The sequence below is a fragment of the Benzoatithermus flavus genome (assembly GCF_037908215.1).
Lineage (GTDB): Bacteria > Pseudomonadota > Alphaproteobacteria > Geminicoccales > Geminicoccaceae > Benzoatithermus > Benzoatithermus flavus.
Genome location: NZ_JBBLZC010000017.1, coordinates 86728 through 105130, shown reverse-complemented (window position 1 = coordinate 105130; position 18403 = coordinate 86728). Strand labels below are relative to the sequence as shown.

The following is an 18403-nucleotide window of genomic DNA, read 5'->3' as shown; positions in this document are numbered from 1 at the left end:
GCGGTAGGGGTTGGCGGGCCGGCGGCGGCCGAGCAGCGCCGCCGCGAGCAGGCGGCGGGTCGGCTGCGGGAACGCGGCGGCGAGCGCTTGGACCATGCGCCTCAGAGTATAGGTTTTTGTTCCAAAAAGCAAGAAGAGTGTCATATCAAAGTCGACCTCGACGCGGAAGGTCGCGGGCGGCGTGGAGAACCCGCAGGACCAAGGGCGGGCCCGGGCGCGCCTGCCCCGCCGTCAGCACGCTTTCCTGCAGGAGCGGCGGGAAGTCCTCGGCCGCGAGCGGCAGGCAGGCTCTGGCGAGATCGGCGCAGCTCATGGCGAGGCTGCACTGGTGGCAGTAGAGATCGAGCACCGGCTCCACCTCGTTCACGATCCGGCCGTGCGCCTTCATGAGGTGCAAGAGCGCCGCGTTGGTATGGGCGCTCCGAGCGCGCCACGACGAGAGCGAAATCGAGCGCTTCGCTGGTGGGGAGCAGGCGTATCGTCCCGCAGCAGCCGCTCCGGCTCCGAGGTGATCGAGAGCAGGCAGTCGGGCCACCACGAGCGCCCCGGCATTGATGAAGGGATTTCTGGGCACGCCCGCCTCGTGCTCGAGCAGGACGAGCGCGTCGAACGGCGCACCCGAGGGCCCCTTGCCGACCCGCGTCCAGATCTCGTCGCCGATCCGGCTCATCACGAGCATGAGCGTGAACAGCTTCGAGATGCTCTGGAGCGAGAACGCCCCCCGCGTCGCTGCGTCCGTCCGCCGTCTCGACCGCCATGCCGAAGCGATCGGGCGCCACCCGGGCGAGGGCCGGGATATAGTCCGCCACCTTGCCTTTGCCGAAAGGCGACCGGACCTCTTCTCGAATCTCCTCGAGGACGGCCCGATAATCCATGACGCTCGCTTCTCCCTCTTCTCGCGACGATCCGGAACACGAGAGCGATGGCGACCCGGGACGGCTGCCGATGCCCGCCAGAGATGCGGGCATCGTCCAGAATTCTCGGCCTTGACGCCACGGCCGCAAGGGTGCATCTGAGCCTTCATCTGCTCTCGTGCGCGCGTGGCGGGCGTGAGCGGACCCACAACCGTTCAGAGAACCATGTCTAGCGACAGTTGCAGTCGAACGCCTGCGCCGTCGCCGGTCGTCGTGGTCGCCTGATCCTCGCGTGATCGGCTCACCCCACGTCCGGCCGTCGACGGCCGGATGAAAGGCAGGTGAGCCATGAACACCGAGATCCGCTTTCTCGCACAGCATCTGCTGCATGCCGGGCTGGACCCGCTGAGCGAGCGCGACCGGCGGGTGATCGCGCGGGTGGCGCGCCGCGTGCACACCGCGCGCGACCTCAACCGGGTCTTCGAGGAGCGCTCCACGCTCGGCCAGCGTCTGGCCGACCGGGTCGCCGCCGTCGGCGGCTCGTGGGGCTTCATCATCGGCTTCTCGGCCTTCCTCGCGGTCTGGGCGCTGCTCAACGGGGTGGTCCTGGTCGGGCACGCCTTCGATCCTTACCCGTTCGTCTTCCTGAACCTGCTGCTCTCGATGCTGGCGGCCCTCCAGGCCCCCATCATCATGATGAGCCAGAACCGGCAGGCGGCGAAGGATCGGCTCGCCGCCGCCCTCGATTACGAGGTCAACGTCAAGGCCGAGACCGCGATCGCCGAGCTGCACGACAAGGTCGACCGGCTACAGAGCCAGATCGACCGGCTCGTGGCGCTCCAGACCGCACGGCTCGAAACGGACGAGGACGAGCTCGGGCGGATCGTCTCGATCGTCGACCGCCGGCCGGTGGCGGCCGCCTGAGGCTCACTTCAGGGTCTTGAGGTAGCCCAGAAGGTCCGCGATCTCGTCGGGGCCGAAGGTGAACTCGGGCATCGGCGGATGGCCGACCGAGATCCCTTCGGCCAGCGCCTCGGCGAGATCGTCGATCGGGTAACGCTGCTCGAGGTCACGAAAGCGTGGCGCTCCTGCCATGGGGCTCTCGCCTGCCTCGCCCACGGCATGGCAGCGTGCGCAGTGCGTCTCGGCGAGCTGCCGGCCATGGCCCAGATCCGCCGCGTGCTGCGCTCCGGCGGGCATCACCCCCGAGAGCAGCGCGCAGCCTGCGGTCCCTACGGCCGCGCCGACGCGCCGTGCCATCCTCGTCGTGCCGATCATCGTTCCCCGACTCCGGCCGCTTTCCTCGTCGAACGCTCCGGCAGCGATTAACCGCACAACGCGGCGGCACGGCAACCCTCGATCGCAGGGCACTACGCCTCGACGCGGAATCCCACCTTGAGGACGACCTGGTAGTGCCGGACCTTGCCGTTCTCGACATGGCCGCGGATCTCGCTCACCTCGAACCACTCGACATTGCGCAAGGTCTTGGCGGCGCGCGCGATCGCGGTCTCGATCGCATCGGTCACGGACTTGGTCGAGCTGCCGACCAGCTCGGTCTTGCGGTAGACGTGATCATCCTGCACGGCGGGTCCTCCCCTGCTGTTCCGGCACGAAGACAACAGCCTAGCATGGACGGAGGATCCGGTCAGGCGCCCGATGCCGGCTCCCGGCGGACCGGCTCTTGAGAGCATCGCCGCGAGGGCGCATCTAGGTGGTGGCACCCCCCTCGGAGCTTCTGGATGCACGCTGTCGAAGGCCTGAACGCGCTCGACCTCCTCAAGGCCTTGGCCGAGCACCCCGACCTGATCCAGCGCCCCGAGGGCGGGCGCAAGTTCGAGCTGGTCTCCGAGTTCCAGCCCGCGGGCGACCAGCCGCAGGCGATCGAGGCGCTCGTCGAGGGGCTGCAGCGCGGCGAGAAGGACCAGGTGCTGCTCGGCGTCACGGGCTCGGGCAAGACCTTCACCATGGCGCACGTGATAGCACGGATGCAGCGCCCGACGATCGTGCTCGCTCCCAACAAGATCCTGGCGGCCCAGCTCTACGGCGAGTTCAGGTCGTTCTTCCCGAACAACGCCGTCGAGTATTTCGTCAGCTACTACGACTACTACCAGCCCGAGGCCTACGTCCCGCGCACCGACACCTACATCGAGAAGACCTCGAGCATCAACGAGCAGATCGACCGGATGCGCCACTCGGCGACGCGCGCGCTCTTCGAGCGCGACGACGTCATCATCGTCGCCTCGGTCTCCTGCATCTACGGTATCGGCTCGCCCGAAACCTACGCCCGCATGACCCTCACCCTGCGCCAGGGCCAGCGGGTGGACCGGCAGCGGCTCCTGAGGGCGCTGGTCGAGCTGCAGTACCGGCGCAACGAGCTCGACTTCTCGCGCGGCTCGTTCCGTGCCAAGGGCGACGTGATCGAGATCTTCCCCGCCCACCTGGAAGATCGCGCCTGGCGGATCTCGATGTTCGGCGACGAGGTCGAGGCGATCACCGAGTTCGACCCGCTCACCGGCGAGAGGACGGCCCGGCTCGAGCAGATCCGGCTCTACCCCAACAGCCACTATGTGACGCCCAAGCCCACCCTGCAGGAGGCGATCGAGGGCATCAAGACGGAGCTGAAGGAGCGGCTCGAGGAGTTCCGCTCCCAGGGCAGGCTGCTCGAGGCCGAGCGGCTCGAGCAGCGCACCATGGCCGACCTCGAGATGATGGTGACGACCGGCTCCTGCCCCGGCATCGAGAACTACTCGCGCTTCCTCACCGGCCGCAATCCCGGCGAGCCGCCGCCTACTTTGTTCGAGTACATTCCCGAGAACGCGATCCTGTTCGTGGACGAGAGCCACGTCGCCGTCCCGCAGGTCGGCGGCATGTTCAAGGGCGACTTCCAGCGCAAGAGCACGCTCGCCGAGTTCGGCTTCCGCCTCCCCTCCTGCCGCGACAACCGCCCCTTGAAGTTCGAGGAGTGGGACACGATGCGGCCGCAGACGATCTTCGTCTCGGCGACACCCGGCCCCTGGGAGCTCGAGCGCACGGGCGGCGTGTTCGTCGAGCAGGTGATCCGTCCCACCGGCCTCGTCGATCCCGAATGCATCGTCCGGCCCGTGGAGCATCAGGTCGACGATCTCCTCGCCGAGTGCCGCGCCTGCCGCGACAAGGGCCAGCGCGTGCTCGTGACCACGCTCACCAAGCGCATGGCCGAGGATCTCTCGGAGTATCTGCACGAGCAGGGTATCCGCGTACGCTATCTCCACTCCGACATCGACACGCTCGAGCGCATCGAGATCATCCGCGACCTCCGGCTCGGCACGTTCGACGTGCTGGTGGGGATCAACCTCCTGCGCGAAGGCCTCGACATCCCCGAATGCGGCCTCGTCGCCATCCTCGATGCCGACAAGGAGGGGTATCTGCGCTCGGAAACCTCCCTCATCCAGACCATCGGCCGTGCGGCCCGGAACGCCGAAGGCCGGGTGATCCTCTATGCGGACACGATGACCCGGAGCCTCAAGGCCGCGATCGACGAGACCAACCGCCGGCGGGCGAAGCAGATCGCCTGGAACGAGGCGCACGGGATCACACCGCAGTCGGTCAGGAAGCAGATCAACGACATCCTGCAGTCGGTGGCCGAGCGCGACTACGTCACGGTCGACATCGGCCCCGATGCGCCCGCGGCCCCGACCGGCACGAGTCTCCAGGCCCACATCGCCCAGCTCGAGAAGAAGATGCGCGAGGCCGCGGCCAATCTCGAGTTCGAGGAGGCGGCGCGCTTACGCGACGAGATCAGGCGGCTCGAGAACAAGGATCTGGGCCTCGCCACCGTGCGCCCGAGCCAGGCCCCGGCGAGGCAAGCCGCGGGCGCTCCCTGGAAGCCGGCCTCCGGCTCGCGCGAGGACAAGCGCCGCGCTGCCAAGGCCAGGGCCAGGCGGCGGACCGGGCCGTAGGCGGAGCGTTTCCGGTCGGCTGGTCGCGCTCCATGCTGGTGAGCCGCGAGCCGGACGGGAGCTGGCGCGGCGTGTTCCTCACCCGCCTCGACGATACGCTCCGCATCGAAGCGCTCGGCATCGAGATCGGCCTCGCCGGGCTCTATGCCGGCTTGGCCGCCGCCGGCGCCTGACCGGCGGGCTCGCCCCTCGTCTCCTGCAGCGGCTCGGCAGCGGTCGCGAGCGGAAGCACCATCGTGCAGACCAGACCCTCGGAGCGCCAGTCGCACGCGACACGGCCGCGATGCTGGTGACGGATCGCCTGGGTCAGGAGCGCCGTGCCGAACCCCTGGTGGTCGGGCGGGGTCACGGGCAGGCCGCCTTCCTCCCGCCAGACGAGGACGAGCTCGTCGTTCTCGATCCGGCCCGCGAGCGTGACGTGGCCGCCCGCCTCGGCCAGCGCGCCGTGCTTGGTGGCATTGGTGGCGAGCTCGTGCACGGCGAGCGCCAGATCCTGCGCCGCCTGCGGCCTGAGGACGAGGGAGGGCAGGGTCAGCGTCAGGCGCTTCGCGTCCACGAGGTGCGCCCCGAGCGCCTTTCGGAGCAGGGATTCCAGCCGCACCCCCTGCCAGCCGTGGGCGACCAGGAGATCGTGCGCGGCGCTCAAGGCCGCGAGCCGGCCGCGAAAGGCGGCGAGAAAGCCCTCGACGGTCGCGGCACGCCGTCCGGTCTGCTGGGCGATCGCCTGCACCATGGCGAGGATGTTCTTCACCCGATGGTTCAGCTCCTGCAGCAGCAGACGGCGCCGCTCGGCGACCCGGCGGTCGCTGAGATCGGCGACGAGGCCGATGCAGAGCCGCTCGGAGCCGCCGAGATAGGCAACACCCAGGAGCACGCCCACCCGCTCGCCGTCGGGCCGCAGAAGCTCGGTCTCGAACGGCCGCTGCCGCTGCGCCTTGGCCGCCTCCGCCAAGAGCACGGCGGTGAGATGGCGGTGCTCGGGCGACGTCAGGCCCAGAAGGTCGAGCGAGCCCTGCGCGGGCTCCTCCCGCGACCGGCCGACGAGTTCGAGGAAGGCGTCGTTCGCCTCGTGCACGCGGCCGGCCAGGTCGAACACCACCATGCCGACCGCATCCGATTCGATGATCCGCCTGAGGCGCAGATCGCTCTCCTTGAGCGCCGCCTCGGCCCGCCGGCGCTCGGCGATGTCGCGGGCCGCAATCTTCAGCCTGCCGTCCGGCAGGATGCCGACGCCGATCTCGACCGGCACGGTGCCGCCGTCGCGGCGAACCAGGGTCCACTCGCCCCGATGCGGCACGCCGTGCTGCATGGCCGCCCAGGCCTCGGCCATCCGGCCGGCCTCCGCGGCCGGCACGAGCGAGGTGAGCGGCCGACCGATCAGCTCGGCGCGGCCCCAGCCCATCAGCCGGCAGGCGGCCGGGTTGGCGTCGGCGAGCCGGCCGCCGGCATCGACGACGAAGATCGCATCGAGCGCGTTGTCGAACAGCGCCCGCCAGCGCGCCTCGCTCGTCGCGAGCGCGGCGGCGCGGCGCTTCTCCTCGGTGATGTCGAGGATGTAGCTGTCGAAGAAGGTCTGCCCCAAGGACACCTCCTCGACCACCCAGGCGACCTCGCGCATCCAGCGCAGCTCGCCCGTGACCGGATGGATGATGCGGTACTCGATGGAGAAGGGCTTGTAGGCCTCCTTCCGCCGCCGCTCCGCCGCCAGATAGCGCTCGCGATCCTCCGGATGCACGGCCGCGTACCAGACGTCGATCCGCGCCCGGCCCTCCGCATCCATCGTGCCGGCGATCCGCAGCACGTCGCGGCCATAGAGCCGGGCGCCGCCCTCGTCGTAGCCGTGGGCCGACCTGCCCTTGACCCCGCGGCAGAAGACGATGTCGGGCATGTTCTCGACGAGCGAGCGGAATCGCCCCTCGCTGACCCGCAGCCGCGCCTCGGCGCGCTTCCTGTCGGTGATGTCGTGGCACATCACGACGCAGCCTTCCGTGTCGGGCAGAGGAGCGGCCACGAGCTGAACCCAGCGCTCCTCGCCCGAGCACTGCCAGGGGTATTCGAGCGCGAGCCGCTCGCTCCGTCCCCGAATCACGGCGGGCAGGCCCCGAGCCGCCTCGGCGGCGACCTCGTCCCGTGCGGCCGCGAGCCTCCAGGCGGCGAGATAGTCCGCGCCGACGGCGAGCATCGGCAGCTCCGCCCCGGCACCGGCGGCCTGCCGCCAGGCCGCGTTCGCGGCCACGATCACCCCGTTCCGGTCGAGCACCGCCACCTGCGCCGGCAAGGCATCCAGCACGGCATGAGCAGGTGGGGCCGTTGGAGCGGCGCTCGTCCCGACGCCGGCACTGTTCTGCAATATCCTGCCCTCTGCCTCGCCTTGATCCCGCATCAGAAGGCTGCCGAGCGAGGCCGCGTGCGCTTTCGCCGTCTCGTCCACGTCACTCCAGCTCTGCCGCCGGGATCTCGCGTCGGCGACGATATGACTCTTCCCTCATGAAAGGAAAAGCCGAAACCTGCCTTTCCGCCCGGCCGCTCTCAGCCGACCCGCTCCTGCTCCGCGGCCTGCCGGCGCCACAGGCCGGCATAAAGGCCGTGCCGGGCGAGGAGCTGGGCGTGGGTGCCACGCTCGACGATGCGGCCCCGGTCGAGAACGAGGATCTCGTCTGCGTCGACGACGGTCGAGAGCCGGTGCGCGATCACGAGCGTCGTCGAGCCTCGTCCGATCTCGTGCAGGCGCCGCCGAATGGTCTGCTCCGTGGCGCTGTCGAGCGCCGAGGTCGCCTCGTCGAGGATGAGAAGCCGCGGCCGCTTCAGGATGGCGCGCGCGATCGCGACCCGCTGCTTCTCGCCGCCCGAGAGCTTGAGGCCGCGCTCGCCCACGAGCGTGCCGTAGCCGTCGGGCAGGCGCGCGATGAAACCGGAAAGCTCGGCCGCGCGCGCCGCCGCCTCGATCTCGGCCTGCGAGGCGTCCGGCCGGCCGAACGCGATGTTGTAGCCGATCGTGTCGTTGAACAGGACCGTGTCCTGCGGCACGACCGCGATCGCGCCCCTGAGGCTCGCCTGCGTCACGTCGCGGAGATCCCGGCCGTCGATCAGGATGCGTCCCTCGCTCGGGTCGTAGAAGCGGAACAGGAGGCGCGCGATCGTCGACTTGCCGGCCCCGGTCGGGCCGACCACGGCGAGCGTGCGCTTGGGCGGGATGCGGAAGTCGATGCGCTCGAGGATCGGGTGCCTCGGGTCGTAGGCGAAAGAGACGGCCTCGAAGCGGACCTCGCCGGGTCCCTGCGGCAGCGGCACCGCACCCGACCGATCGCGCACCTCCGGCTCCTCCGCCAGGAGCTCCACGAGCTGGTCGAGATCGACGAGAGCCTGCCGGATCGAGCGGTAGAGCTGGCCCAGCCGGTCCATCGGCCGGATGAGCTGGATCAGGTAGGTGTTGACCAGCACGAGCTCGCCCACGCTCATGGCCCCTCGCGTCACCCGATGGGCGGCGAGGAGCAGGATGGCGCCGGTGCCGAGACCCAGGATGCTCACGAGCAGGATGCCGGTGAGGCTCCGGAAGCGCAGCGCCTTCACGGTCAGGCGCTCGACCTCGGCGAGGCTCGCGTCGTAGCGCTCGGAGACGTGGCGCTCGTTGCCGAAATACTTGACCGTCTCGTAATTGAGAAGACTGTCCACGGCCTTGCCGTGCGCGACCGCTCCCTCGGCCACGGCCTTTCTCTGGTGCGTGCGCAGCCATTCCGAGCCCGCGACGAGAGCGACACCATAGAGCAGCACCGTCGTCACGAGGACGAGCGCGAAGAGGGCATCGAGACGGGCCAGCATGATCCCGGCCACGAACAGGAGCTCGGCCAGAAGCGGCAGGATCAGGAACACGGAATCGAACAGGAGCTCGCGCACGGCGCCGAGGCCGTTGTCGAGGACGCGGCTGATCTGGCCGGTGCGGCGGGCGAGGTGAAAACGCAAGGACAGGGCGTGGAGATGGTCAAGCGAGACCCTTGCCAGCCGCCGCCGCGTGCGCTGCTCGATCGGCCCGTAGAGCCCCCAGCGCAGCTCGCTGAGCACACGGGCGAGCCACTGTGCGACGACATAGCCCGCCACGATCGCGAGCGCCCCGCTCGCGGCCGGACGGCCGTGGGCCAGCACATCGACGGCACGCGCGAACAGGAGCGGCACCAGCGCGTTGACGAGCGCCATCCCGCACAGGAGCGCCACCGTGCCGACGATGCGCCGGCGCAAGGCCGGCTCGGCCTCGCCCCAGAACAGCGCGCGGATACGCCGCCAGGCCGCACGATCCAACCCGGCGCTCCTCGTGGCGTGCTCGAGCGCCCTGAGTTCGCGCGACATCCCTGGCCCCACCTCGCTCCCGGTCCACCCCAGATGTCGCGCCCCAGGTGCCGCGGGTCAACCGCGGCCGCGTCGACAGCAGCCGCGGCAGACCCTAGTCTCGGATGGCGTCAATAGGGACCGAGGACCTGCCCGCGTGATCGACCCTGCCACCTTGCACCGCACTGCCCTGATCTGGGACGCCCATGCCTGCCTGCCGCTGCATCCCGACGCGGACGTGACGGCGTTGCGCCGCCACCTCGATGCCGGCGTCAGCTTCGTTTCGATCAACATCGGCATGGACATGAATCCGCTCGAGCAGATCATGCCGGTGATCGCGAGCTTCAGAGCCCAGATCCGCGCCCGTCCCGAGCTGTTCGTCCAGGCGGAGACCGTGGCGGACGTGGAGCGGGCGAAGCGGGAAGGCAAGCTCGCCGTGGCCTTCGACCTCGAGGGCGGCGTACCTTTGTGCGGGCGACCGGAGATGGTACAGCTCTTCTACGATCTCGGCGTGCGCCAGGTCCATCTCGCCTACAACCGCAACAATGCGATCGGCGGCGGCTGTTACGACCACGACGTTCCCCTGACTCCGCTCGGCCGGCGCATCGTCGTGGCGATCCACGAAGCCGGAATGCTGATGGACTGCTCGCACATGGGCTACCGGACGAGCCTCGACATCATGAGCCTCGGCCTCGGGCCCGTGATCTTCAGCCACGCCAACCCACGCGCGATCCGCGGCGATCTCCGGAACGTCACCGACGAGCAGATCGACGCCTGCGTCGCCACGGGCGGCATCGTCTGCGTCAACGGTGTCGGCCGCTTCCTCACCGACCCCAAGGGCGGCACGCCCGCCATCCTGGATTGCATCGACTATCTCGCCGACCGGATCGGCCCGGAGCGGATCGGGCTCGGCATCGACTACTCCTATCCGACGAACGGACTCGACGACGATCCGCCGGGGCTGGACCGCGACCACTGGTGGCCGAAGGCGCACGGCTATGGCGGCGGCATCACCGGGATCAAGATCGCGGCCCCGGAACAGTTTCCCGAGATCACCGCGGGCCTCGTCGCCCGCGGCTACAGCGAGCCCGCGATCCACGGCATCCTCGGGCGCAACATGCTGGAGCTCGCCCGCCGGGTATGGAAGCCGGCGGGCGGGCGAGCCGCTACAGGCTCCAGGTGAAGTTGGCCGGGATCCAGCGATAGCCGTTGCCGGCGCGCGCGACCTGGCCCAGGCCCGGCCAGGGCATGTGGTAGCCGACGACCCAGAGCCGGTCGGTCGCCGCCATGTCGAGGATGCGCTTCCTCGTCGCCACCGCCTGCTCGGGATCGGTGTCGAAGCCGAAGTGCCAGCTCGGGTTCGCGAGCGAGATCACGGGGTGGTTGAAGCAGTCAGCGCTGAGCAGCAGGCTCTGCCCTTCGGTGGCGACGTGCACCGCCATGTGGCCGGGCGTATGGCCGGGAGCCGGAATGGTCGTGATGCTGGGCGTGATCGGGTCGCCCGGCCGGATCCGCTTCACGCGCTCGGCGACGGCGCCGAGCTGGCGCTGGGCACCGCGCACGAACGGCTTCATCGGGTCCGGAGCGGTGTCGGCGAAGCCCTCCTTCATCCAGAACGTCCATTCCGGCTCGGCGATGACATAACCGGCGTTCGGGAAGCGCACTTTGCCCTCGCCGTCGAGAATGCCCCAGACATGGTCGGGATGGGCGTGGGTGAGAACGATCGTGCTGATCGAGGCCGGGTCGATCCCGGCGGCCGCGAGATTGGTGGCGAGCCGCCCGGCCGTGGGCTGGAAGTTCGGGCCGGAGCCCACATCGAACAGGATGCGCTGCTCGCCCGTGTCGATCAGCGTGACGTTGGCCTGACCGACGACGCGGTCGGTCGGCAGCAGGTTGGCCTCGAGCAGCGCCGTGAGCTCGGCCGGCGGCGCGTCGACCGCGTAGATAGAAGGCGGCATGAGGATCAGGTTGCCGTCCGAGAGGGTCGTCACCGTCAAGGGTCCGACCTTGAAACGGTAGAAGCCCGGCACCTGCGCCGGCCCGGCTGCGGCCGCCGGCCGCACCCCGGCCACGGGCAGCCCCGTCAGCGCCAGCCCGACGCCCGCGCCGATGGCTCCCAAGATCTCACGGCGGCTTCTCATCCCTGCCGTCATGCGCTCTCTTCCCCTTTGGCCATGGAAACGCATCCGCATTCCACTGTTCGGGAGTGGTCGGGCATGGTCAGCCTGCCATCGAGAATGGCGCCAACGTAAATCGGCTGCAATCCACAAGATGACGGATCGGCCCGACCATTCTGATCATGGACGAAACGTCTGTTGTCCGGCGAATGGTTCCAAGCCGATGCTGTGCCAACCGTTCGGTTGCCCAGAGCCATGGACAGGCCATGCTGCGGCCGCTAAACGGTCCTGGGGGCTTCGGCCTTGCCGGACGACTGCGGAACGAGATGGCGCGTTTCTGGTGCACTGCAGCGTGCCGTTCGCGCTCAACGAGATTAGGGTAGGTGTCGATGTCGGGTTTGGAGTGGGTTCTTTACGTGCTGGTGCTCGCCTGTGGCGCCGCCGGCGTCGCCTGGGGCATCCAGACGCGCAACCAAGTGCTGGCCTTGCCGGCCGGCAACGAGCGGATGCAGGCGATCGCCGCCGCCATCCAGGAGGGGGCGACGGCCTATCTGCGTCGACAGTATCTGACGATCGCCGTGGTCGGCGTGATCATCTTCCTGCTGCTGACCTTCTTCCTCGGTCTCAAGGTCGGCATCGGTTACGCCATCGGCGCCTGCTGCTCGGCGGCGGCCGGGTTCCTCGGCATGAACACCTCGGTGCGCGCGAACAGCCGCACCGCCGAGGCTGCGGCCACGACCGGGCTCGCGGGCGGCCTCGACGTGGCGTTCAAGGCCGGCGCGATCACCGGGCTTCTGGTCGTGGCCCTGGGCCTTCTGGGTGTCGCCGTCTATTACGGCGTGCTGCTCGTGCTCGGCACGGAGCAGCGCGGGATCCTGGAGGCGCTGGTCGGGCTGTCCTTCGGCGCCTCCCTGATCTCGATCTTCGCGCGGTTGGGCGGCGGCATCTTCACCAAGGGTGCCGACGTGGGTGCGGATCTCGTCGGCAAGGTCGAGGCCGGCATCCCCGAGGATGATCCCCGGAACCCGGCCGTGATCGCCGACAACGTGGGCGACAATGTGGGCGACTGCGCCGGCATGGCGGCCGACCTGTTCGAGACCTACGCCGTCACCTTCGTCGCCACCATGCTCTTGGGGGCCATCTTCTTCACCGGACAGCAGGCCGCGACCTTGATGCTGTTCCCGCTCGTGATCGGCGGCGTGTGCCTCCTGGCCTCGATCGCCGGCACCTATCTCGTCAAGCTGGGTCCCTCCAACAGCATCATGGGCGCCCTTTACAAGGGCTTCTGGGGTGCGGCCGCAATCTCGGCCGTGGTGCTCCTGCCGGTGACCGCACTCGTGCTCGGCCTCGACACGATCTACGGCGACCCGTCGAACGGTCCGAGCGGACTCGACATCTACTATTGCAGCCTCACCGGCCTCGCGGTGACCGGCCTCCTGATGTGGATCACCGACTACTACACCGGCATCAACCACCGGCCGGTGCTGAGCATCGCCAAGTCCTCGACCACCGGCCACGGCACCAACATCATCCAGGGCCTCGCCGTCTCGATGGAGGCGACCGCCCTGCCGGTGATCGTGATCTGCGCGGGCATCCTCGTCGCCTATCTCGCGGCCGGCCTCTACGGCATCGGCATCGCCGCCACGACCATGCTGGCGCTGACCGGCCTCGTCGTCAGCCTCGACGCCTACGGCCCCGTCACCGACAACGCGGGCGGCATCGCCGAAATGTCGGGCCTGCCCAAGGAGGTCCGCGTGCATACCGACGCGCTCGATGCGGTCGGCAACACCACGAAGGCCGTGACCAAGGGCTACGCCATCGGCTCGGCCGGCCTCGCGGCACTGGTGCTGTTCGCCGCCTACGTCCAGGACCTCAAGCACTACTTCCCGAACCTCGACGTCCGCTTCAGCCTCTCCGACCCGTTCGTGGTCGTGGGCCTGTTCATCGGCGGCCTCCTCCCCTACCTCTTCGGCTCGCTCGGCATGCAGGCCGTGGGCCGGGCGGCGGGCTCGATCGTCGAGGAGGTGCGCCGGCAGTTCCGTGAGAAGCCCGGCATCATGGCCGGCACCGACAAGCCCGACTACGGCAAGGCGGTGGACATGCTGACCAGGGCCGGCATTCGCGAGATGATCGCGCCTTCGCTCCTGCCGGTGCTGGCCCCGATCGTGGTCTATGCCGTGGTGAACGCCGTGGCGGGCCAGGTCGAGGCGTTCACGACCCTGGGCGCTCTTCTCCTCGGCACGATCGTCACCGGCATCTTCGTCGCGATCTCGATGACCTCGGGCGGCGGTGCCTGGGACAACGCCAAGAAGTACATCGAGGAGGGCAACTACGGCGGCAAGGGCTCGGAGGCCCACAAGGCCGCCGTGACCGGCGACACGGTCGGCGACCCTTACAAGGACACCGCCGGCCCGGCGGTGAACCCGATGATCAAGATCACCAACATCGTGGCGCTCCTGATCCTCGCCAGCCTCGCCGCCATGGCAACGGGCGGCTGAGCCGGACCCCTCGCGCTCGCGAGCGAACGGTCGCCGGGCCTGCAAGGGTCCGGCGATTCCGTTCCAAGCACTTTGCCGGGCATTTCCGGTGCTGCCGATCGCGGCACATCTCGGCGATCGCGCTCGCGAACCTCGACTTCTAGTCAGATGGTCGGCTTTGGAGGGCCGAAATGGGTGCACCCGATGCGGTGGACGGCCCGTGGAAGCTCGAGAATGCGCAAGCCCGCTTCTCGGAGGTCGTTCGTCGTGCCCGCACGCAAGGGTCGCAGCCGGTGACGGTCCGCGGCAAGAACGCCGTCGTGGTGCTTGCGGCCGAAGAATTCGAACGGCTGACCGCCGGTCGGCGGTGCCGGCCTTCGCTGTTCGAGGAGCTGCGAGCGTTCGGTCTCGACGCGATCCCGATCGAGCGGACTCGGGATACTGGCCGCGACATCGCCTGGCCCGAACGACGGCTCGACTGCTCGATACCAACGTCGTAGCCGAGCTGCTGTGGTGCTAACCAGAACCGCTCGCGGCGACCGCCATCGGGCACGGGCTGGTCTCGGTCGCCCGCAACATCGACGATGCGGCGCCGACGGGCGCGCTGCTCCTCGATCCCTGGAGCGAAACGCGGCCGAGCGTGCATACCTGCGCGCGTTCAGCCTCCGCTCAGCGCCCGACCGGGCCCTGCTGCCTCAGCTCGGGGGAGGAGTTGAAGCGGCCGATATTGCCCACGAACTGCTGCAGCACGGTGAGCTCGTTGCCCATGGTGCGCGTCTTGTTGGGATCGGGCTCGATGGCCTGCGCGAGCTCGAGGCCGTGGGCGCTCACGTTCGTGACGATCCCGTTGGCGTCGAAGTCGATCCGCACCACGTCCTGCTCGGTGACCTTGTCCTGATAGAACGACTTCGCCTCGTTGCGCTGGCTGATGTAGAACCAGCTCTCCTTCTCGAAGGTGCCCTTCGTCGACGGCGAGCCGAGCAGCCGGGCCACCTCCTCGCGGCTGGTCACGCCGGGCTTGATCTGGGATAGCTGCGTGGTGTCCACCTCGTGGCCGTGGGTGTTGATCGTGGGCTGGCAGGCCGCCGCGAGCAGGACCGCAGCCGCCGCGGCCAGGACGTGACGGACGAGCTTGCCCGATTGCTTTTGCATGAACCTGGTTCCGTAGAAGAGAAGCGAGAACATGGCGCGCAGCGGCTTGGTAGCATATTCCGAGAGCGACGGACAGTCGGCCGCGGGGTCCGGGCCGTCCTGGTGGCAGCGGGTCCGCTCCTGGCTGCGCGGCCGCCGGGCGCGCCGGGATGCGGCGCACGCGCTCTACGTCGCCCTGGTCGAGCAGGCGCGGACGTCCGTGTTCTACGCCGCGTGGGGTGTCCCCGACAGTCGGGACGGCCGGCTGGAGATGGTGATGCTGCACGCGATCCTCGTGATGCGCCGCCTGCGGCACGAGGGCGCTCCCGGCCTGGAGCTGGCCCAGGCCCTGTTCGACGTGATGTTCGCCGACCTCGACCGGCATCTACGCGAGTGGGGGGTCGGCGATCTCTCGGTCGGCAAGCACGTGAAGAAGCTGGCTCAGAGCTTCTTCGGCCGGGCCGCCGCCATCGATCCGCTCCTCGACGGCGCCGATCCGGCGGCGCTGGACGAGGTGCTGCGGCGAAATGTCTATACCGAGGCCGCAGCGCCCGATGCGGTCGCGATCCGGCGTCTCGGCACCTATCTCTGTGATCAGGATCGCTGGCTGGCCAGAGGCGACGGGGCGGCTCTTCTGGCCGGCCGGATCGAGTTCGCCCGGCCGTGAGCCTGCGGCCGGACGACGGTCGCCCGCCGGCGTTGACCGTCCTGCGAGGCGGCTCTAATCTCCGCCGCTGTCCTAGCCGGGCGGTCTTTGTTGAGCCTGCCGTTCCTTGCGATGGCCGGTGCCGAGGGTGGAGAGCGGCCGAGGGACGGGCCGCAGCATGCCGCGATGAACGTCTGCCCTGGCCTGGAGGTCGTGGTTGTCGACTGCTGCTGAATTCTCTCGTCTGTACGCGCCCGACGGGCTGCCGCCGGGCGGCGCTACTGTCACGCTCGAGGCGAACGCCGAGGAGCGTCGGGCGCTGGCGAAGCGCTTCGACCTCGTCCGACTCGATCTGCTCGCGGGCGAGGTGTCGATCGAGCGCGCCGGCGAGGATCTCCTGCACGTCTCGGGCCGGCTCCGTGCCCGGCTCGCCCAGCGCTGCGTCGTCACGCTCGACCCGGTCGAAGCCACCGTCGAGGCCGAGTTCGACCGGTTGTTCAGCCGTGCAGCCCCGCTCGAGGCCGAGGAGGAGATCGAGATCGACCCCGAGGCCGAGCTGCCGGAGCCCTTGCCCGAAGGCGGGCTCGATCTCGGCGAGATCCTGGCCGAGGAGCTCTCGCTCGCCCTCGACCCGTATCCACGCTCTCCGGATGCCGACGCGAAGCTCGCCGAGCTCGGCATCGCGGGGGACGATGCCGCCGAAGCCAACCCGTTCGCCGCCCTCGCCTCCCTGCGCAAGCACTGAGCCAGCCACGCCGATGCCGCTTCACCTTCGCAAGAGTTCGAACGCCGTGTGCAAGACCGCGTGCGGCGCGCCGGCCTGCGTCGGGCACGCCCTTCTTCCGGGGAAGATGCCGCGATGAGCCTCACGATCGCTCTCGACGGCATGGGCGGCGATGCGGCGCCGGGCATCGTCGTCGACGGCGCAGCCCAGGCCCTCGAGCGGCACGACGATCTCCGCTTCATCCTGTTCGGCGACGAGGCCAGGCTCCAGCCGCTGCTCGCGGCCCGACCGCAGCTCGCCGCGCGCTGCACGCTGCGACACACGCCCGACTTCGTGGCCGGCGACGCCAAGCCGTCCTTGGCGCTCCGCCAGGGCCGCAACACGAGCATGCGGCTCGCCATCAACGCCGTGAAGGACGGCGAGGCCGCGGCCGCGGTCTCGGCCGGCAACACCGGGGCGCTGATGGCGATGGCGAAGTTCGTGCTGAAGACGCTGCCCGGCGTCGACCGGCCGGCGATCACCTCGGTCATGCCGGCGCGACGGCACCCGATCGTGGTCCTCGACCTCGGCGCCAACGTCGATTGCGGGCCCGAGCACCTGTTCCAGTTCGCGGTGATGGGCGAAGTGTTCGCCCGCGTCATGCTGGGCGTGGAGAAGCCCAGGGTCGGGCTCCTCAACGTCGGCACCGAGGAGCTCAAGGGCGACGACGTCGTGCGCGGGGCGGCCACCATGCTGCGGGGCAGCGACCTGCCGATCGACTTCCATGGCTTCGTCGAGGGCACGGACGTCACCGAAGGTGTGGTGGACGTCGTCGTGACCGACGGCTTCACCGGCAACGTGGCGCTCAAGATGGCCGAAGGCACCGCCGCGATGTTCACCGCCGCCCTGAAGGAAGCGTTCGAGGTCGGAGGCCTGCGGGCGAAGCTGGGCTATCTTCTGGCGCGGCCCGTGTTCCAGGCGCTGAAGGACAAGTTCGACCCCAGGCGCTACAACGGCGCCATGTTCCTGGGGCTCAACGGCGTGGTGGTGAAGAGCCACGGCGGCACCGATGCGCTCGGCTTCTCGGCGGCGATCGCGACCGCCGCCGATCTCGTCCGCAAGGGCACCAACGAGAGGATCATCGAGGAGATGGGAGGAACGAAGCCGGCAGCACCGGTGCCCGACGCGCAGGCGGCGGCGTCCTGACGATGCTGCGCTCCGTCGTACGTGGTGTGGGCGCCTATCTGCCGGCGCAGGTGGTGACCAACGAGGAGCTGTCGCGGCGCGTCGACACCTCCGACGAATGGATCCGCGAGCGGACCGGGATCGAGCGGCGGCACCTCGCCGCCGAAGGCGAGCTCACCTCCGACCTCGCCGCGAACGCCGCCCGTGTGGCGCTGCAGCGGGCCGGGCTGCGCCCCCAGGACGTCGAGCTCGTGATCGTCGCCACGGCGACACCCGACCACACCTTCCCGGCCACCGCGACGGCCGTGCAGCGCAAGCTCGGCATCGGCCCCGGCATCGCCTTCGATCTGCAGGCCGTCTGCGCCGGCTTCGCCTACGGGCTCGCCACCGCCGACAATTTCCTGCGCGCAGGTCAGGCGCGCACGGCGCTCGTGATCGGCGCCGAGACCTTCTCCCGCATCCTCGACTGGGAGGATCGTGGCACCTGCGTGCTGTTCGGCGACGGGGCGGGTGCCGTGGTCCTGCAGGCCGAGGAGCAGGCCGGAGCGCGCGGCGACCGTGGCCTGCTCGCGACCCATCTCTCGGCCGACGGCCGTCACTACGACGATCTCTACGTCGACGGCGGCCCGTCCTCGACCCGCACCACGGGCCATCTGCGGATGAACGGGCGCGAGGTGTTCCGCTACGCCGTGGCCGAACTCGCGGGTGCAGCACTCACCGTGCTCGACAAGGCGGGCTACGGCACGGGCGATCTCGACTGGCTGGTGCCGCACCAGGCCAACAAGCGGATCATCGACGCCGTCGGCAAGCGCCTGCAGCTCCCGGCCGACAAGGTGATCGTGACCGTGGACCGGCATGCCAACACCTCCGCGGCCTCGATCCCGCTGGCGCTGAACGAGGGGGTCGAGGACGGCAGGATCCGCGAGGGCGATCTCGTCGTCGCCAACGCCATGGGCGGCGGGTTCGCCTGGGGGGCGGCGCTCATCCGCTGGTAGCGGGCACGGGGCGTCCGTTCCCCGTCTATTGACGGAA

Annotated in this window: 17 protein-coding genes; 10 read left to right on the top strand and 7 right to left on the bottom strand. The window is 69.5% G+C overall.

All coding sequences use genetic code 11. The features are described from left to right. Positions 1-145: 145 nt before the first annotated feature. Positions 146-1012, bottom strand: a complete 867-nt coding sequence (locus U1T56_RS16575) for a glutaminase (protein ID WP_418160601.1) — start codon at positions 1010-1012, stop codon at positions 146-148. A gap of 190 nt (positions 1013-1202) precedes the next feature. On the opposite strand from U1T56_RS16575, the gene U1T56_RS16570 reads away from it, so the two are divergent. Continuing rightward, the gene (locus tag U1T56_RS16570) at positions 1203-1778 is read left to right on the top strand and encodes a DUF1003 domain-containing protein (protein WP_418160593.1); all 576 of its coding nucleotides are present in this window, start codon (positions 1203-1205) and stop codon (positions 1776-1778) included. 3 nt (positions 1779-1781) lie between these two features. On the opposite strand, the gene U1T56_RS16565 is transcribed toward U1T56_RS16570, so the two are convergent. Next, positions 1782-2132, bottom strand: a complete 351-nt coding sequence (locus U1T56_RS16565) for a c-type cytochrome (RefSeq protein WP_418160592.1) — start codon at positions 2130-2132, stop codon at positions 1782-1784. Positions 2133-2224: 92 nt separating this feature from the next. Further along, positions 2225-2437: a dodecin gene (locus U1T56_RS16560; protein ID WP_418160591.1), complete on the bottom strand. Its 213-nt coding sequence runs from the start codon at positions 2435-2437 to the stop codon at positions 2225-2227. A gap of 156 nt (positions 2438-2593) precedes the next feature. Here U1T56_RS16560 and uvrB point away from each other — a divergent pair, with 156 nt between their 5' ends. Together uvrB and U1T56_RS16550 are read left to right on the top strand one after the other, a co-directional pair. Then, on the top strand, positions 2594-4792 hold the full coding sequence (uvrB, locus tag U1T56_RS16555; protein WP_418160590.1) for an excinuclease ABC subunit UvrB: 2199 nt from the start codon (positions 2594-2596) through the stop codon (positions 4790-4792). Between the two features lie 32 nt (positions 4793-4824). Then, complete coding sequence (locus U1T56_RS16550) at positions 4825-4965, top strand: hypothetical protein (protein WP_418160589.1); 141 nt, start codon at positions 4825-4827, stop codon at positions 4963-4965. Here U1T56_RS16550 and U1T56_RS16545 read toward each other — a convergent pair. Further along, positions 4935-7223, bottom strand: a complete 2289-nt coding sequence (locus U1T56_RS16545) for a PAS domain S-box protein (RefSeq protein ID WP_418160588.1) — start codon at positions 7221-7223, stop codon at positions 4935-4937. The genes U1T56_RS16550 and U1T56_RS16545 overlap by 31 nt on opposite strands. A 98-nt stretch (positions 7224-7321) precedes the next feature. Next, complete coding sequence (locus U1T56_RS16540) at positions 7322-9133, bottom strand: ABCB family ABC transporter ATP-binding protein/permease (RefSeq protein WP_418160587.1); 1812 nt, start codon at positions 9131-9133, stop codon at positions 7322-7324. Between the two features lie 136 nt (positions 9134-9269). Here U1T56_RS16540 and U1T56_RS16535 point away from each other — a divergent pair, with 136 nt between their 5' ends. Beyond that, complete coding sequence (locus U1T56_RS16535) at positions 9270-10295, top strand: dipeptidase (RefSeq protein WP_418160586.1); 1026 nt, start codon at positions 9270-9272, stop codon at positions 10293-10295. On the opposite strand, the gene U1T56_RS16530 is transcribed toward U1T56_RS16535, so the two are convergent. Continuing rightward, the gene (locus tag U1T56_RS16530) at positions 10279-11265 is read right to left on the bottom strand and encodes an MBL fold metallo-hydrolase (protein ID WP_418160585.1); all 987 of its coding nucleotides are present in this window, start codon (positions 11263-11265) and stop codon (positions 10279-10281) included. The genes U1T56_RS16535 and U1T56_RS16530 overlap by 17 nt on opposite strands. Positions 11266-11618: 353 nt before the next feature. Between U1T56_RS16530 and U1T56_RS16525 the strand changes: the two genes are divergently transcribed. Then, positions 11619-13727, top strand: coding sequence for a sodium-translocating pyrophosphatase (locus tag U1T56_RS16525; RefSeq protein WP_418160584.1), 2109 nt, complete (start codon positions 11619-11621; stop codon positions 13725-13727). A 170-nt stretch (positions 13728-13897) separates the two neighbouring features. Further along, complete coding sequence (locus U1T56_RS16520; protein ID WP_418160583.1) at positions 13898-14206, top strand: type II toxin-antitoxin system prevent-host-death family antitoxin; 309 nt, start codon at positions 13898-13900, stop codon at positions 14204-14206. Positions 14207-14375: 169 nt separating this feature from the next. Here the strand turns inward: U1T56_RS16520 and U1T56_RS16515 are convergent, their stop codons facing one another. Further along, entirely contained in the window at positions 14376-14858 is a 483-nt protein-coding gene (locus U1T56_RS16515) for an outer membrane protein assembly factor BamE (protein ID WP_418160582.1), read from the bottom strand. A gap of 31 nt (positions 14859-14889) precedes the next feature. Between U1T56_RS16515 and U1T56_RS16510 the strand changes: the two genes are divergently transcribed. From U1T56_RS16510 to U1T56_RS16495, 4 genes are all read left to right on the top strand, one after another. After that, positions 14890-15504: a ubiquinol-cytochrome C chaperone family protein gene (locus U1T56_RS16510; RefSeq protein WP_418160581.1), complete on the top strand. Its 615-nt coding sequence runs from the start codon at positions 14890-14892 to the stop codon at positions 15502-15504. A gap of 196 nt (positions 15505-15700) precedes the next feature. After that, entirely contained in the window at positions 15701-16228 is a 528-nt protein-coding gene (locus tag U1T56_RS16505; RefSeq protein WP_418160580.1) for a YceD family protein, read from the top strand. Positions 16229-16342: 114 nt separating this feature from the next. Continuing rightward, a complete protein-coding gene (gene plsX, locus U1T56_RS16500; protein WP_418160579.1) occupies positions 16343-17392 on the top strand; it encodes a phosphate acyltransferase PlsX in 1050 nt (349 codons plus the stop codon). Further along, on the top strand, positions 17389-18366 hold the full coding sequence (locus U1T56_RS16495; protein WP_418160600.1) for a beta-ketoacyl-ACP synthase III: 978 nt from the start codon (positions 17389-17391) through the stop codon (positions 18364-18366). The genes plsX and U1T56_RS16495 overlap by 4 nt, the downstream gene beginning before the upstream one ends. The last annotated feature ends 37 nt before the right edge of the window (positions 18367-18403 follow it).